Source organism: Paenibacillus psychroresistens (assembly GCF_009728935.1).
GTDB lineage: Bacteria > Bacillota > Bacilli > Paenibacillales > NBRC-103111 > Paenibacillus_AC > Paenibacillus_AC psychroresistens.
Genome location: NZ_CP034235.1, coordinates 3,427,256 through 3,444,880, shown reverse-complemented (window position 1 = coordinate 3,444,880; position 17,625 = coordinate 3,427,256). Strand labels below are relative to the sequence as shown.

Genomic DNA, 17,625 nt, shown 5'->3' with positions numbered 1-17,625 from the left:
TAAACTAGTTAAAAACAACCTCAGACATCAAAACGTCCCCCTGATACACATTATAGCTATATACTATGTAAATCTTAGCTTGATGTCAACGGGAAAGCTTGGTTATAACGGATCTTTACCGCAGACACTTAGTTGAATATTCTAAATAGTATGTAGAAAAGAATTAAATAGGTCGAAGTGAGGAGTGTAATGAATAAAAACCTATGATCTTTCTCAACCTCGTAAAGCTCGTTTCCACCCAAAACAGTAATAATAAGATTAGTAAAGGCTACAATAGCGATAGCCAGAAAGGATAGATATAAGCTGAATAGACCTAGAATACCCGTAATCAGAAACCCTGCGCCAAAGCTAAGCTGCATACTTCCTATTCTAGTTATGATTTCCGCCCAGTTTATTTTACGATTGCCCCGCCAATTCCCAATACCCCAAACGGATACCATCAAAGAAATTATCGACAGGATTCCGATCAGAATAAGCTTACCAATTAGCTGTGAACCCAATGAGCTTTCACCCATTAACATACTGAACCCACCGAATAATCCATTCACTATATTGCCAATTTTATGACTAATCAAGACGGCCCAAATTATAAAACCAATGATCGAAGCCGCTAAGCCAATGATCCCGTATTTAATATCCTTAACCGGGTCTAATCTTAAACCAACTAACGGATTTTTCAGCAGCTCCAAGACCAGGTTTTTGTCAATTTGACTGGCAAGCGCTGAGATATCCTTTCCCAGCGAGCTCCCCCCGCGTTTGGTCGCTGAACCTGAATTATTGGCACAGATGTGGACCTCATCCGCTTTAAGCTCTTGCCCGCACATAGTACAGAACACCATCGTTATAAACCTCCACATTTGTATTTGTTTAATTGTAGCAGAAGGTTTATTCGGTTTGTGTCGGTTTATGTCGAAAAAGCAATTATTTATAAGTCGGTTCTCTTTATTAAATTCGGAAAAACAAAAAACTCCGTGTAAACGGAGTTTAAAATCAGCTAAAGAAACAGCTAAGCAGACTTTATCTAAATGAGACTTAACTTTAACTAACCCTGTGCACGAAATATAACGCTACCCCAGGTCTTTAACCCGCCTTTTGACTTCATAATCCGCCACAGTAAGACCAGCATGGAGTAGAAAAGATAGCCGATACGTATGCTCGCATGGCATGAAAATTCCGTAGAAAACTCGGGATGATTGTATTGCGGCTGTATCGATAGCTTCGGCTTAGCTTCTAAATGGACATATTGAAAAATATAACCAAACAGCGTAGACTTCACTGCCCATAACATGCCTGTGGCCAAAGCCGTTTCCGCAGCGTCCCCAATGCCAAGCCGTGTATTCCAACGAAACTCCGTGCATTTTACGTGGGTAAGCATATGGTGAAGCCAACTGGTAAATTCCCTAACATGGGCTAATAAAACCCGCCCCCAGCGATATATATCTGATATGCGCTCTGGAGTAAACTGTTCTTTTTGCTTCTTCGGCTGCATTTCTTTTTTTGTTATCCGCAGGATCGACTTCATTTTAATAGCAAATCCGCCAAATAACCCGCGGTACTCGAGAATCGGTACGTCCATTTTATAGGAAATCAAGCCACCGAGGAGCTTAAGATGAACGAAAAAATGATCATTATCCTTCACGCGAGAGAAAAAAATATGTACTCGCAAGCGACTTAAGCCGAGCCCTACCATGACAACCACAAGGAATATAACCAACCATAGCCATATCATAGCCCACATATCTCCCCTTTGAGTAAATAAACACAATAAAAAACTTCGCCAGCAGCAACGAAAAGCTCGTCAGCGCTATGCGAAGTTAGTATGCACCACTTGTTGGGAATGAATGCGTGAATCTGCCAAGCTTACCAGAGTTTGAATGAAACGTGTTGCGGATAGGCTAAGAAGCTTCTATTTCGTCACTTCCAGCTTCAGCTAACTCCTCTTCGTCGTCCATATCATCAAAGGTCATTTGTTTACCGTCGAGCTTAGCAAAGAGCATCCGTGTTTCCTCTTCCAGATTAACATCGTTCTCAAACGAGGATGCCTCCGGCAGCTCGTTCAAGCCGCTCAAGCCAAAGTACTCCATAAACTGCTTCGTAGTTCCATATAGAATCGGTCTACCAGGTTGATCCGCTCGACCTACCTCTTCAATTAATTCTTTGGCAACCAGATTATGCAGCGCTCGATCCGCACGTACCCCACGAATTTCTTCAATTTCTACACGGGTAATGGGCTGTCGATATGCTACAATCGCCAGAGTTTCTAAAGCCGATTGAGAAAGTGAAGATCGTGACGGGGAATAAGCCAGACGTTCAAAATAAACGGCGTGAATCGGCAAAGATGTCATTTGGAAAAAACCAGCCAATTCAACAATCTGCACCCCTCTACCCGCTTTCTGAAGATCCTTGCGAAGCTGCCTAACCGTGTCCAGCACGGTCGGTACATCTTCCTCCAGTATCTCAGCCAATTGCTTGGCGTCAATGCCTTCGTCTCCCGATACGAACAACAAACCTTCAATAATTGACTTCATCTGCTTCAAATTCACTGACGATTTCATCCTCTCTTGCCTGTATAACAATATCATCAAACAACCGATGCTGGTAGCATACGATCACTTTCATTTTCATCAATTCAAGCATCGCCAGAAAAGTCACAACGACGTCCTCACGGGTAACCTCACCCGTAAACAATTTAGAGAACAGCAGCTTGCCATCTTTTAATTGTAACAAATGAATCAATTCTTTAATACGGTCTTTGACAGAAATTTCGTCACGCTTAATCCTGGTAATCACATTTCGTGAAACAACACGGCGTAAAACCTTCTGAAAAGCGATCATCAGATCATGAGGAAAAAGCCCTTTGACCGGATTTTCTTTAATAATACGTTGATAGGGCGTTAGATCCAAGGGCTCACGTGTGTAGATCAAGCTGCGCTCCAGCTCTTTTTCTCGCAAATGATCGGCAATGCCTTTAAATTTACGGTACTCCAGTAATTGGCGTACAAGCTCTGCACGCGGATCCTCGCCATCCTCGTAATAATCGCCATCCATATCCATGATTGGCATCGGCTTAGGCAGCAGCATCTTGCTTTTGATATACAGAAGCGTTGCGGCCATCACCAAAAATTCACTGGTAACGTCCAGCTCCATTTCCTGCATTTCACCCAGATAGGCCATATATTGATCCGTAATCGCTTTGATCGGGATATTGTAGATATCCACTTCTGTCTTATCAATTAGATGAAGCAATAAATCCAAGGGGCCTTCAAAAGACTCCAGCTTATAGGTTACTTTCAAAGGTCATCCCCCTAGCTTTTTATAAGTAGAACTCCAGTGCGCAATGAATGTGCCTTCCAGCCAGTTACGCCTTCAATTGTTTAACTAGATTAGCCATTTCGATCGCGGTTGTTGCGGCTTCCCAGCCTTTGTTGCCGGCTTTAGTGCCTGCACGTTCAATCGCTTGCTCAATGGAATCTACAGTCAGAACACCGAAGATGACTGGGACGCCGGTTTTTAGGCTAATTGAGGAAACGCCTTTAGTTACTTCGTTGGATACATATTCAAAATGTGGCGTTGATCCACGTATTACCGCACCTAAGGTGATGACGGCATCGTACTTGCCGCTTTCTGCCATTTTTTGCGCGATTAAAGCTATTTCGAATGCGCCTGGAACCCAAGCCACTTCAACATCGTCTTCGCCTGCTCCATGACGCTTCAAAGCATCCAAAGCTCCAGATAATAATTTACCAGTAATAAATTCGTTAAAACGTCCTACTACAATACCATACTTCGCTTGTTCGGATATCAAATGGCCTTCATAAACTTTTGTCATATTGTAAAATCCCCTTCCACATCTCCAGCAAATTTGAGCAAATGGCCCATTTTATTTTTCTTCGTTTTCATATATCCCAGGTTATCCTCATTAGCAAGAATTTGGATTGCCACTCTCTCCACTACTTCCAGACCGTAGCCTTCAATCCCTTTGATCTTCTTAGGATTATTAGTCAGAAGCCTCATTTGGCTAATGCCAAGATCCTTCAAAATTTGCGCTCCAATGCCATAATCGCGCAAATCTGCAGCAAAGCCAAGTTTATTATTCGCCTCGACCGTATCAAATCCCTGCTCTTGCAGCGCATAAGCCTTTAATTTGTTGACGAGACCAATGCCGCGACCTTCCTGCCGCATATAAAGTAACACGCCAGAGCCTGCTTCGTCAATTTGCTTTAACGCCGATTCCAGCTGAGGACCGCAATCACATTTGCGGGAATGAAACACATCGCCTGTCAGACATTCCGAATGAACACGTACCAAAACGGGCTTTGTTGTATCCAGCTTGCCTTTGACTAAAGCAACATGCTCTTTTTGATCAACTTCATTAGAGTAGACAATGGCATTAAAAATCCCATATTCCGTAGGAAGCTTTGTTTCCACTTCCCGTTTCACAAGCTTTTCTTTTTCATTGCGGTAGTGAATGAGATTCTCGATGGTAATGATTTTTAAATTATGCAGTTCAGCTAGCTCGATTAAATCGGGTACTCGGGCCATCGTTCCATCTTCCTTAACCACTTCGCAAATGACCCCAGCCGGATACGAGCCGCACATCCTGGCCAAATCAACTGCAGCCTCCGTATGACCTGCGCGTCGCAAAACGCCGCCTTTTTTGGCAACTAACGGAAAGATATGACCTGGGCGACGGAACTCATGCGCCCTAGCTTTGGGATCAATCAGCGCTTGTATAGTGCGAGAACGCTCATGTGCTGAAATTCCTGTTGTTGTCGCCATATGATCGACCGAAATCGTAAACGCTGTTCCATGATAGTCGGTATTCTGCGCAACCATTGGAGGTAAATCCAGCTGCAGCGCACGCTCCTCGGTAATTGGCACACATACCAAGCCGCGGCCAATTGTGATCATAAAGTTGATCACTTCCGGTGTTGCTTTATCTGCCAAAGCAATTAAGTCACCTTCGTTCTCCCGATCCTCGTCATCCACGACAATAATCACCTTGCCCAGCATTAGATCAACGATTGCTTCCTCAATTAAATTAAATTTCTGATCTCCCATGACGTTCACTCCAATCCAATGTCTCTATGTTCTGCTTCAATTAAAACCATTTTCTACTAAATAGGCATGTGTTAAGCCGGTTTTTTTGCTTGCTGTTCCTTCTGTGGAGCCTTGAAATTGCAGCAATCTTTCGACGTATTTGCCAAGCAGGTCACATTCAATGTTGATCGAAGCACCTGCATGCTTATCTATAAGAATAGTTTGCGCAAGCGTATGAGGAATAATCGAAACTGTAAATGTTCCTTCCACCACACGAACAACGGTCAAGCTAATGCCATCCAAAGTGATCGAGCCACGAGGAATGATATATTTAAGAATAGCGGAATCTTCCGGTTCAATCGTAAAAGCTACTGCATTCTCCTCCACGGTTCTGGAGACAATCCGTCCTGGAGCATCGACATGTCCCTGAACGATATGACCGCCAAATCTGCCTTGCGCCGACATCGCTCTTTCCAAATTCACGCGATCGCCATGCTGCAGCTTGCGCAAATTCGTATGTCGGAACGTCTCTGGCATCACATCAACAGTGAATGAAGTCGTATCAAAAGCAATGACCGTCAAGCAAACCCCATTAACCGAAATACTGTCCCCCAGATGAATATCCGTGAGGATCAGTTTAGCTTGCACGCCGAGAATCATCGCTTGTCCCTGTCTGCTTATAGAACGCATCGTGCCAATTTCTTCAATAATTCCTGTAAACATTAGCTTCCACCACCTTGATATTGCGGATAACCGATGACACACCAGTCATAGCCGAATTGCTCTAGTTTTAAGCGATCCAGCCAGACCGCCTCACTCATTTTCTCGAAGCCGCCAAATGAAAAGTTAGAGGGTGCATTGTCTCCTCCAATGATCTTTCCAGCGTAGAAAAGATAGCATTTATCAATGAGCTTCTGCTCGAGCATCGCCCCATTTAATCGCCCTCCGCCTTCAAGCAAAATCGAGCCAATCTCTTGCGCCGCAAGCTGCTTCATGGCATCTCGCAAATCCACTCTCGGTCCAGCACCTGCTTTGAGAATTTCTGCCCCAGCTTCGAGCAGTTTCTCTAGCTTATCTTCAGGCGCTTCATCTGTCGTGACCACAATTGTGCGTCCAGCCTGCTCTAATGCACTAGCCGTTGGCGGCGTACGCAGCTTGGAGTCGATAATAATCCGAATCGGATCTAAGGCAGCTACGGAAAGTCTGGTTGTCAATTTAGGATTATCCACTACCACGGTATCTACACCAACCATAATCGCTTGATGCTGATGGCGCAGCGTATGCACAAAAGCCCGAGACTGATCATTCGTAATCCAGCGGCTGTCACCGGTTTTACTAGCGATTTTCCCATCTAAGGTACTTGCCGTTTTCAAAGTTACAAAAGGCATACGCGTTGAAATGAATTTATTGAACTTCTCATTCAGATCAATTGCTTCACGCTCGAGAATACCAAGCTGGACTTCAATGCCATGCTCCCGAAGTCGTGTTATCCCTGTGCCTGCGACACGTGGGTTGGGGTCGGTGCATGCGACAACCACTCGCTTCACATTCTCGGCAATAAGCCTATCGCAGCATGGCGGCGTGAGCCCGTGATGGCTGCATGGCTCCAAAGTGACGTACACCGTGCTGCCTTCTACATTAGCTCCAGCCATATTCAGCGCCTGTACTTCGGCATGCCCTGTTCCCATCTTAAGATGGGCTCCCATCCCGATCACAGCGCCATCCTTAACAATGACACAGCCTACCATCGGGTTAACTCCGGTTTGTCCAGTTGCTCCACGAGCTAGCTGAAGCGCAATCCGCATGTAAAATTCATCATTGATTAAATCCAAGCAAACTCACCCCATTTGAGTAAAAGCTTCCGTATTACTGCGAACTGGCAATAATTACAAGTTTCCCGTTAACGTATAAAACAAAAAACACCCCAACAGTTTTTGTCAGGGCGGCAAAATTACATATTCAAATCAAAGTAAAATAGACTGGCTTCCGATGCGTTTTTTTCACCAAAGGCGCGTAATTAGAGCACTCGCGTCTAGTGTATGTGAAAAAAAGAACAAAGGTCGTCAAACACATTATTTTGAAATGCTCCTTCTCTCATCCAGACTATACTGTCGGTCTTGGATTTACACCAAGTCCACCGGTTATTTGGAAAGATCCGTGCGAACGGTCTCCATAACAAACGGGTCGCGGACTTACTTGCAGGTTAATAACCACCTGTAAGATCACCGCCGGTAGGGAATTGCGCCCTGCCCTGAAGGAATACAACATATTTAGTTGGGAATGATTTAGTGATTTATGATTAGCTACTGACTTTTTAATACCGAGCAACTCACTCAGCTTTCATTGAGAATTTTACACCTACAAAATAAAAAAAGCAAGGATTTTTCTCCCTCGCTCGGCATCTAATTCGACATTTATTTGTGTAAGCGTTTCAATTAAGACAGAGTCAGGCTATACAACTATATTAGCGATAATATGAAACATAACGAAAATACTTCTTATTATTCTTTATTCCATCTGGATATAATATCATTAAACCTTTCAATTACATCAATCTCATTATAATAAAACAAACCCATATTCGTAATTTTACCTTTATTGTATCTAATACGATTTCTATAGCAGTCTTTTGATCTCCACACTTCATAATATCCCCAGACTTCTTTATTATTGTAATTTATTAGCTTTGAACACCTCACTAATAAATAACCCATCTTTATGCAAATTATTTCTTCTAGTATTAGGTTCTCTGCAGTAAAACCTCGCTGCAATAAGTCGAAAAATTTTTCCAATCTTTTTTGAAGTGTTGTTTTGAATATAAGCATACTTCCCCTCTTTCCGAATTTGAATCGAATTCATGTAATAATTAATTTTTCATCTGTGCTGTGAGTATTCTATAAATTCCTTCACCAAATCTTTAGCATTCTTAATTAGGACAGTTTCGGGAAGTTTCGCATTATGTGCACATGCAGAGCATTCATAACCTTCCTCGAAATTGTATTGTTTTAATTCATAATCAATCTCTACTGTCGATGATGAGCTTAAGGAATATGATAGCTTGCTGCCAACAACGTTAAAAGTGTCCAATGGAATCGAGAGTCCCTTCCCGACCGCCTTGATATAACTTTCCTTCAGGGTCCAAATTTTATAGAAGTCAGAAAGGCAATCCTCTGAAACTACCGAATTAAGATACTCTCTTTCCAATGCCGAAAAAAACCGCTCAGCTATCTGGATTGCATCGATCGGTTCAATTTTTTCAATGTCAACTCCTACTGGTGTAGAACCAAAGATACATAAAACCCAAGCTCCAGAATGAGAAATATTATAATGGAAATCATCTATACCCTGAATAGAAGGCTTACCATATGAATTGTGAGAAATAGTTATATCCTGAGATGTGATTCCGAGCACTTTGCTAACTTCCGTTCGCATCAGAATTTCACCAAAAAGAGATCGAAAACGATCTTCTACCTTTTGAAACTTTTTTAGCTTATTTCCAACATGTTCCGGTAGACAAGCTATAATCTGAGTTTCCTGAAATATATCCAACATTTTTGGGATTTGAACAGCGTAAATCCTTATATCTATTTTGTGCCTAGAAGTAGGCTGATAAGGCTCTAATTGCAATGGATACACCTCCTTCCGGATATGATTTTTAAAGCGCTAATATAGGATTCTCTATTGCTAATCGTTTCTTAATTGGTTCCATCTGTAATGGCAGAAATAAAATTTTTTATTAAGATAAGTTCTTTATCTCTCACCTCTTCCAGTAAAACGATTATCTTATTTGTTAATACTAAGTTTCTAGTAAAGCCCATTTTCAATATTAAACCCAAAAGTACGGAAGTATCCCTTTCAATCTCAATAAATAAACTCAAAATAGCCTTTCCATTTTCAATTTTGAAGTTAGTGTCAACATAATCACATAACCTAATTAAGATCTTTTTATGATTATTCAAAAGATGGAATTGCCTGTAGTCTACTGTTAGACTTTTATTCTCACCTGCATATTGAATATATTTAATTAATTCATTGTAAATATCTATTCCCCAAATCATATTTGCAAGTGGGGTATACATCAAAGCCATTCTTTCAGAAGTATTTCGCGAGTATAAATAGTCTTCCAAAAGATCTACTACATCTCTTAATATAAGAATATTGTTTTCTCTTTGAAACGGCATACTTGGAACTACTGGAATAAGCTGCACAAATCCGGTACCGTTTGCAGAGTCAAATCCATTCTCAAAGTCCGAGAATTTTATAGTTTTGAATGCGAATTTACCATTTACAAAGTGCCCTCCCATTTCAAATACACCTTCATTTGAGTTATATCCATAAACGAGAAAACCATGGAGTGAATCTTTGTCTTTTTGAAAAGCTATAGTATCTGGAATATAATAATCGCTTAAACCACTAAAAAAGATATAGTATCCTTTTTTAATGAAATTAATTAGAAACTTGCTAATGCCAGAATCTCTCGCTAATTCTTTTGTGGTATTAACATCAAGTTTAAAGGTTTTATCTTTAAGCCAAGGATTGTTTCCAAAAACGTCGTAGTCAAATAAATAAAAATCGACAAAAATGGAACCTACCTCCGCGTGTGTCTTTAATTGAATGTAATTCATAAATATCCATGGAGCGCAATAATCATATTGTGAAATAATCGACATCAAGCAGGAATGATACGGCCAAGTATTAACTAAAGGATAAGTCACTGGTAATCTTTTTTCCATTTTAATCCCACCTCTTAATGATATTTAGCGCTAACTGAATAGTTCGTCCAACTCAAACTGTGACAGATCCGCCCCGTCAAAATCAGCTGGAGTATACTCTACCTCCTCCTTTTGCAAGCAGTGAGTTATTATTTCCGTAATTCTTTTTTCAAAGTTTAACAGGAATAGTATCGCACTGTTTCCGGGAAATAAAGAGATTGAATAGGATGTGCGGATCTCTAGCTGTCCGTTTACAATAAGGACATTCAGCTCCATTCCACAGCTTAATGGATTGGATGGAGCGCTTTCTGGCCCAACATCTTCAGTAGTATCTATGTCAAAAAAATTATAATTCATTCCTAGGCCAACGTTTCCAATATAATTTAACCGAAATGCTGGAGGAGCCTGATAGTCTAGCTTCTGTTCTAATCCAGTCAAATATTTTAAAACTCCAAATCCAATTCCCCTGTTAGGAATTCTTCTAATTAGTTCTTTAACCGTCTTAATATGATGATTTAAAGAGGTACCTATAATGTTTGCTCCTACCTTCACCGGGTAGATGCTTGTAAACCAACCAATCGTTCTTGTCATATCCATCTGGGACGATATTTCTTCACGACCGTGACCTTCCAGTTCTACAATTTCTTCTTCATTATTCGACCATTCTCTAATAACCATTACTAAAGCTGCAAGGAGTAAATCTTGAAAATCCGTGCCATATGCTTTATTCGCTTGTTCCATAGTTAGAGCGATCAATGATTGCGTTGAATGTAAAGTATAGACTTCTTTATTAGTGTAGACCTCTTGATTTCTATCGCTCTTGGAATAATCCAGTAATTTCCAATATGCTGCTTCTTCAATTGAAACTTGCTTGGCATAAGCTTGCAACCCAGATGCCCAAGCCTGCAAGGATGTTGTTTTGGCTGGAAGGTGATGTTCAATCCCCGATTTCCAAGCAGACAAAGAATTATCCAGATCCTCGAGAAGAATTCTCCAGGAAATTGCATCCATTACCAAATGATGAGCGCTCAACAGAAGTCTTACACCAGCTTCTTCACCTAAATCAAACAAACAAGCTTTAATTAACAGATCTGAGGTTATATTGAAACTCGCTTTAAGCAAGCAGCTATAATGAAGAATCGTTGAGTTAACCTTAGCGGGTTCTGGGGTTAAATGTATAATATCCATTTCAAACGGCTTATTTAAATGCTGATTATTATAAAAAAGTAAATCTTTGGATGGATCATAATTTATTCGCAAAGAATCATGGTGACAAATGATCTTTTCCATAACCAGTTTCAAACCTTTTTGAGTAATAGGATGTTTAATTTTCAGCAATATGGTTTGGTGATAATAATTCGGTTCAGGCAAGTTTTGCGAGAAGAACCATTTTGTGATTGGTGTTAACTCAATCGGCCCCGCAGAAATCTCCTGAGGTATCAGGGGCTGCTTACTCTCCTCTACTAAAGCTGCTGCCATTTCCTTCAGAACAGGGTAATTAAGTATATCTTTGACTTTTATTGAATAGCCTTTATTTTTTATCTTGGTAGCTATCTGGATAGCAGTTATTGAATCACCACCGAGGTGGTATAAATTGCTGTTCATTCCAATTTCGCTATCAAGCAGTATTTCCTGAACTACCATTAGCAGAATTCTCTCCTGCTCATTCTCAGGCAAGGTTTGAAGCAAAAGCTGCTTCTCTGTCCACAAATTAGAAAGCTTGTCTCGATTGATTTTTCCATTGACGGTTAAAGGAAATCGCTCGATAAAAATAATATAAGAAGGTACCATATAAGCTGGCAATTTATTCATCAGCTTCGTTCGAATGCTTTGTTCCGTCAATAAGGTCTTGTTTTCTTTAAGAATCAAATAGGCATAGAGAGATTTATTTCCCAGTTCGTGGGTACGATCTATTACAATGGCTTCACTAATCCCTTCTTCATTTAGAATTTGATTCTCTATTTCCCCGAGTTCAATCCGATAACCCCGAATTTTCACTTGATTGTCGCTTCTCCCGAGATATTCCACACAGCCACCCTCCCGCCTTCTGGCAAGATCTCCGGATTTATACAGGATTGATCCTGGGTTAAATGGGTTCTGGATGAATTTTTCCTTGTTCAAAGCGGGTTGATTTAAATATCCCCGTGCTACTCCGTCACCCGCAATATACAGCTCCCCGGCAATTCCAATTGGCGAAAGGTGTAAATTTGAATCTAGAATATAAATTTGCATATTATCAATAGGAACTCCAATAGGAACCGAACCAGATAAGTCACGATCCATGTCATACTTATAAATCATGCATCCAACAACCGTTTCTGTAGGGCCATATTCGTTAAATAGAGATACGCCTTGTGGGAATAACTTCCCAATCTCCCTTGCTACTGTTACTTTTAAATCATCTCCCCCGATAATAAACGTACGAATGTTGGATGCTTCAAAGATCGATAAATCCAAATCCTTTACTAAGGAAAGATGCGCAGGAGTTAATTTGACGATGGTAACCCTGGAATCCCTCAGAATATTATGAAGAAAATTATCGGTTCCTCCATCGTGATAGACTATGATTCTAATGCCGTACAGTAACGGGGTAAAAATAGAAGTAACCGTTAAATCAAAGGCAAGGGAAGAATATAAAGCGAATGTATCTTGCTCATCCTGAATATATGTTTTTCCTGCCCACCAAATGTAATTAATCAATCCGCGCTGCTCAACCATTACTCCTTTTGGTTTACCTGTTGATCCGGATGTATACATAATATAAACCAAATCATTGGAGCAAGGATAAACTCCAATATTGGATGCTGCAGCACTTGCATATAAGGAGTTATCAGATATAAGGATAATCATTCCCAGGTAAAAATCTTTGCAGCGCTCGGGATTATCAGTAAGCAGAAATGAAGCCTGTGAGTCCTTAAGAATAAACTTAACTCGTTCGTCCGGATAATCCGGGTCAATGGGGATATAAACACCTCCAGCTTTCAATATTGCAAGAATCGCAATAATCACATCCATTGAATGCGTGGCTTCGATTACAGCAAAATCATTTATTTTAAATCCCATACTTTGCAAATATCTGGCTAATTGATTGGCTTTTTCATTAAGCTGTATGTAAGTTAGCTGTTCATTTTCAAAAATTACCGCTGTATTCAAGGGACTTCGTTTTACTTGAGCTTCAAATAACTCAATTATGGTTGTATTCTTTGGATACTCATTTGCTGTTTGATTAAAGTCATAAATAAGTTTCTGCCTATCTATCCCACTGAGCAATTGCAGTTGAGACAAAAGTACATCAGGGTCTTTTATTATCTGGTCTAGAAGATAACAAAGTCGATCGAACATTACATGGATCTCATTCTCATTATATTGACTTATCTTGTAGTCGAAATCCAATTGAATCCTTCCGGAATCTTCCCATTCCTTGACAACCAACTGCAAGGCATACAATTGGCTGCCACTGTGAAATTCAACATTCTCAATTTCACCTCCACTCCATTCAGTGGGCAGCTTCGTATTATAATAATTCACACAAATTTGAAAGAGTCCATTAATAGGTATTAGATTATTGCTTAGATCCTTTATCAATAAATTATACGGGTATTTTTGATTAAACATACATTCTTTAATCAGCTTCACCATCGTTATTAATACATCTGAAATCGTATTTGCTGCCGCTAATGATATTCTAAGCGGCATCGTACTCGTAAACATGCCAAATATCTCACGCTCTCTCCTGCCACTGCGATTTAACACAGGGTTTCCTATTACCAAATCGTTCTGACCTGTCATTTTTTGTTGATAGACTGCCATTAATGCAACGAAAAAAGTATTGAGCGAGACTCCTTTTTTAAATATAAATTTTTGAAGTCGTTCGGTTAACTCCTGTTCCATTAGAAATGACTTTCTCTTAGCTGAACAATCTTCAGAGCTAACGGCTAAGAGACCCTCCGGCATTCCCCTAAACTTCTCCATCCAAAAAGTCTTGTTTTTCTCAAAACGGCTTGAATGCAAATACCCTCTCTCTTTTTCTATATATTCTATATAAGATGGAGCTTTCTCGTAATGAATGGAATGGCCTGAAATTAGCTGTTCATAACATTTCCTCAATTGTTCTGTCATGATCTGGATGGACCAACCGTCTGAGATTAGATGATGAAGCTTCACATAATAACCATTCTTATTATCCTGTAATTTAAACAAGATAAATTCAAATAACCACTTATTTTCAAGTACAAACGGGATCCTTGATTCCTCGTTTAACCATGCTTCATAAGCTGTCTGTGGATCAAGCGCCGCTGAAAAATCCACCTTCTTCAAAATCTGTGGTTCATAAGTGCCCACATATTGCTGCACTTCTCCAGACACCACCTCCAGCTTTAAACGTAAAGCATCATGACGATGAATTAAAGCATGAATAGCTTGCTCCAATAAATCAAGTTGAATTTTGTCATGGATAATTACAGCACCGCCCAAATGATGCAAAGCTTGTCCAGGGTAAATTTGCTCTGTAAACCAAACCCGTTTCTGGGCATGAGTCAAAGAATGAAACACTTTATGTATTGGAGCCGGGATAGTCATTTTAAACCTCCTCTAACCTTTTTTCTATATAACGAATTATGGAATTAGCATCGGAAAAATTAGTATTGAGTAATTGAATGTTCTCAAATTCGATGTCAAAATGCGACTCTATAGCAACAACCAATTGAACAAAGACCAATGAATTAACACCAAGGTCATCCAAGTTCATTTTGAAGTGAGTTTGATCGATTACAACATTTAATTCTGCATTTATCAAATCTATAAATTGTTGTTCCACTGAATTCATTTTGAATTTCCTCCATTCCATTCCGATAAATTGTGCAGCTTTTGATAATATTCTATTTCACTTATATAAATCCGCTTTAAGCTACCCTGTAAACCTTGAAACAACTCGGGGTTATATTTGTTGGAATAATAATACTTGGCAATAACTGCGCGTATAGCAACCCAATCCCCTAAAATTTGCTTAAGTAAAGATTTAAGGTTTTCGTGATTATGAAATAGAAGTGAAAACTTATATAGCTCAACCTGTTTTGCTGATATCAATGAGTTTAGCTTTTCAAGCAGTTGAGTTGTGTAGGGTATAGATGGGGTTCGCTTCTCGATAATTTGCTGTGAAAACCACTCCAGAAACAGCTTGAGCTTCTCCAATCCACTCTGTATGTTGGGAAGCTTCCTTAATAACAATTCCAGATAAAGACTCGATTCACTTTGTGTTGTAAGTTCCTGACCTGCTGAAGCTCCTGCTTTTAGATAAAACTCATAATAAGTTTCCATTATGGGATTATGTCTATGAAAGTGCTCATGAAATCCATCATAGGCTTTCTGAATATCTGCCATTGGAATAGTACGTCTAGCGTAAGATAGATTTTCACTTTGTTTGTGTTCAATGATATGCAATATTTGGGTTTCTTCATCGTACCCATAAACTAGGATTGTATGGGGCAAATGCTTCTTATGAAAAGTATCAGCCCGGATGGAAATATCAAAGCAATCCACCCAGAAGAGGACTGGCCTTCCCTGATTTATGGCAGATATTACTTTTTTCAACAAGTTATCTGCATAACGATCCCCTTTATAAGATATACCGACATCCTCAAGCATTTCCTCCAACGATTTGTTAGGCAAATACTCAATTAAACATTGGGGTCCCTCGACGCTTTCTGTTATATCATAGACAATAACATCGTTGATCAAAAACGGGGCAATGCTTTTGTTAAAATGAAAAACAGCTGGAAATAAAGAATTGTACAAGCAGCTTTTGTAGTAGATATCGTTAAAGGGAGCAATGTTCTCAATGATTATTCTCTTCACAATGACCTTCACAGCCGGGGTAATAGTTATCATTCGCTCAGACCATAGATTTATAAGCTCGACCATAATCGATTCTCGATTCTCTGAAGAAAGGGTTCCTATCCTCTGAATGATATTATTTAGGCTGGTCGCTCCATCCATCTCCAATAGATAGGGATATAAACCAGATGAGATCTTTCTATTGAATTCCTTGGAATAGTTGTGTCCAATTTGAAAGGTAGGAATAAAGGGACCCAAACCTGCCGATTGATCCGTTTTATAGATTCGAACATGAGGAGGTATAGATGGGATAATTTCACCATTATTCAACGCTTCCATTAGATCCGTTTGTTTTCTTCGAATGAGATAATTTCCTATCACCAGATAATGTAGACCTGTCGTCAAATAACATACGATTGCATCCTGCACTGAATCTATAATGGGCTCTGCATGATTATTAAATGAAGTATTTAAGACAAGCGGAATTCCGGTTTTTTCCTGAAATGAACGAATTAGCTTCCAGTACCTTGGATTTGTTCTTTGGGAAACCGTCTGTACCCTTGCTGTACCATCCATATGTGTAATAGCACCGAGCTGCTGACGATGGATTTCTTTAACCTTTAAGACATGTATCATATATAGCAATTCTATATTTCCCGGAGGCAATTCGAAGTATTCTCCTGCCTCTTCTTCCAGAACGGAAGGTGCAAACGGACGATATCCTTCTCTTTTCTTCACCATTGCGTTGATAATTTCTTTATTCTCCGCAGGTCTGGGATCAGCAATAATACTGCGATTTCCCAGTGCCCTTGGACCGAACTCAGAGCGTCCCTGTACCCAGCCTAATACCATGCCTTCTGAAATCAATTGTGAAGCGACATCCTCAATATCATCTTTCTTTTCAAACTCGATAAATGAGCTCCATTGCTGTAAAACCTTCACCACACTATCATCTGTTCCAATATCCTTACCCCAATAAACATGTTCCAATTTGTTCTTCTGTGCTTCCGGGCATTCTGTATGATAGACTTGCAAAGCTGCACCAAGGACAGAACCCGCATCATGGGCTGCAGGCTGGATGAATACTTCTTCAAACATAGCTGAATAAGCTATTTTCCCATTCAATGTACAGTTATGGGCAACTCCACCAGCCAAGCATAACCGGGAGAGACCTGTTTTTTCCTTGTAATGGCTTAAGCAATGAAAGACAATTTCCTCTAAGGATGCTTGCAGCGAAGCTGCAATGTCTTTGTGGACTTGAGTAAAAGGCTCCCCCTTCTTTCGTGGACTTCCCATAGCAAAAAGTAAATGAATTTGCTCTGTATGAATCTTATAACTGCCTTCAGGCAATAAGCTATAAAACCTCTTAAATAAGCTCTTGTATTTCCGAGGTTGTCCATAGGGTGCAAGACCCATTACCTTGTATTCATCAAACATGCTGTAACCGATAAATTTAATCACGTTTAAATAAAAGAAACCAAGCGAATCAGATTGATAGACTGTAGCTAAAGGCTCCATCGAATTGTTATTTCCATGGAAAAGCATACTGGACACACCATCGCCTTGGCCATCAATGGTCATAATCAAGCTTTCTTCAAAGCCCGACATGAAAAAAGAGCTTGCTGCATGAGCAACATGATGAGGGACAAATACAATTTGACTGGGATCTACATCATATTCGAATTCGTTTCGAATCATGGCACGGACAAGAGTACGCACATCTTCATAGGCTAATTTCCCGCCGGAATGTTCCAGATAGTTTTGCTGCAATGTAAAGTTCATAAATTTTTCACTGCCATATACAGCAAATTTATTAATTTCACGGATGTTTATTTGTCCCTGTTCCAGGCAGAATCTCATCGATTTCACAGGGGATTTATTCGTATGCTTAATTCTATTTAGCCGCTCCTCTTCAATTCCCGCCACAATTTTTCCATCAACAAGCAGTACGGCTGCGCTATCATGAGCCATTCCAATGGGGAATTCATAATTGTACTCATGAATTCGATCCAATCCTCCACCAATCCCCAAAATTTTCATA

General features: G+C 40.0%; 13 protein-coding genes and 1 riboswitch. All 13 genes read right to left on the bottom strand.

Annotated elements, in window-relative coordinates; genetic code table 11:
- Positions 1 to 128 precede the first annotated feature (128 nt).
- Positions 129 to 839 (bottom strand): hypothetical protein, encoded by a 711-nt coding sequence (locus EHS13_RS15325; protein WP_155701175.1) that lies wholly within the window; start codon positions 837 to 839, stop codon positions 129 to 131.
- A 203-nt stretch (positions 840 to 1,042) separates the two neighbouring features.
- Positions 1,043 to 1,729: a DUF2953 domain-containing protein gene (locus tag EHS13_RS15320; protein ID WP_162463130.1), complete on the bottom strand. Its 687-nt coding sequence runs from the start codon at positions 1,727 to 1,729 to the stop codon at positions 1,043 to 1,045.
- Positions 1,730 to 1,895: 166 nt separating this feature from the next.
- The gene (scpB, locus tag EHS13_RS15315; RefSeq protein ID WP_405083564.1) at positions 1,896 to 2,528 is read right to left on the bottom strand and encodes an SMC-Scp complex subunit ScpB; all 633 of its coding nucleotides are present in this window, start codon (positions 2,526 to 2,528) and stop codon (positions 1,896 to 1,898) included.
- Positions 2,512 to 3,294 carry a segregation and condensation protein A gene (locus EHS13_RS15310; RefSeq protein ID WP_155701172.1) on the bottom strand — a complete coding sequence of 261 codons (783 nt, stop codon included), beginning with the start codon at positions 3,292 to 3,294 and terminating at the stop codon, positions 2,512 to 2,514. Before EHS13_RS15310 ends, scpB begins: the two co-directional genes overlap by 17 nt.
- A gap of 64 nt (positions 3,295 to 3,358) precedes the next feature.
- Positions 3,359 to 3,829 (bottom strand): 6,7-dimethyl-8-ribityllumazine synthase, encoded by a 471-nt coding sequence (gene ribH, locus EHS13_RS15305; protein WP_155701171.1) that lies wholly within the window; start codon positions 3,827 to 3,829, stop codon positions 3,359 to 3,361.
- The gene (locus tag EHS13_RS15300; RefSeq protein WP_155701170.1) at positions 3,826 to 5,061 is read right to left on the bottom strand and encodes a bifunctional 3,4-dihydroxy-2-butanone-4-phosphate synthase/GTP cyclohydrolase II; all 1,236 of its coding nucleotides are present in this window, start codon (positions 5,059 to 5,061) and stop codon (positions 3,826 to 3,828) included. Before EHS13_RS15300 ends, ribH begins: the two co-directional genes overlap by 4 nt.
- Positions 5,062 to 5,097: 36 nt before the next feature.
- The gene (gene ribE / locus EHS13_RS15295; protein ID WP_155701169.1) at positions 5,098 to 5,763 is read right to left on the bottom strand and encodes a riboflavin synthase; all 666 of its coding nucleotides are present in this window, start codon (positions 5,761 to 5,763) and stop codon (positions 5,098 to 5,100) included.
- A complete protein-coding gene (gene ribD / locus EHS13_RS15290; RefSeq protein ID WP_193571504.1) occupies positions 5,763 to 6,872 on the bottom strand; it encodes a bifunctional diaminohydroxyphosphoribosylaminopyrimidine deaminase/5-amino-6-(5-phosphoribosylamino)uracil reductase RibD in 1,110 nt (369 codons plus the stop codon). The genes ribE and ribD overlap by 1 nt, the downstream gene beginning before the upstream one ends.
- A 250-nt stretch (positions 6,873 to 7,122) precedes the next feature.
- Positions 7,123 to 7,303, bottom strand: a riboswitch (FMN riboswitch).
- Between the two features lie 611 nt (positions 7,304 to 7,914).
- Positions 7,915 to 8,667 carry a 4'-phosphopantetheinyl transferase family protein gene (locus tag EHS13_RS15285; protein WP_155701168.1) on the bottom strand — a complete coding sequence of 251 codons (753 nt, stop codon included), beginning with the start codon at positions 8,665 to 8,667 and terminating at the stop codon, positions 7,915 to 7,917.
- 68 nt (positions 8,668 to 8,735) lie between these two features.
- Positions 8,736 to 9,773 (bottom strand): hypothetical protein, encoded by a 1,038-nt coding sequence (locus EHS13_RS15280; protein ID WP_155701167.1) that lies wholly within the window; start codon positions 9,771 to 9,773, stop codon positions 8,736 to 8,738.
- Positions 9,774 to 9,803: 30 nt separating this feature from the next.
- Entirely contained in the window at positions 9,804 to 14,330 is a 4,527-nt protein-coding gene (locus EHS13_RS15275) for a non-ribosomal peptide synthetase (RefSeq protein WP_155701166.1), read from the bottom strand.
- Between the two features lies 1 nt (position 14,331).
- Positions 14,332 to 14,577 carry an acyl carrier protein gene (locus EHS13_RS15270; protein ID WP_162463129.1) on the bottom strand — a complete coding sequence of 82 codons (246 nt, stop codon included), beginning with the start codon at positions 14,575 to 14,577 and terminating at the stop codon, positions 14,332 to 14,334.
- Positions 14,574 to 17,624: a carbamoyltransferase C-terminal domain-containing protein gene (locus tag EHS13_RS15265; protein ID WP_162463128.1), complete on the bottom strand. Its 3,051-nt coding sequence runs from the start codon at positions 17,622 to 17,624 to the stop codon at positions 14,574 to 14,576. Before EHS13_RS15265 ends, EHS13_RS15270 begins: the two co-directional genes overlap by 4 nt.
- Between the last annotated feature and the right edge of the window lies 1 nt (position 17,625).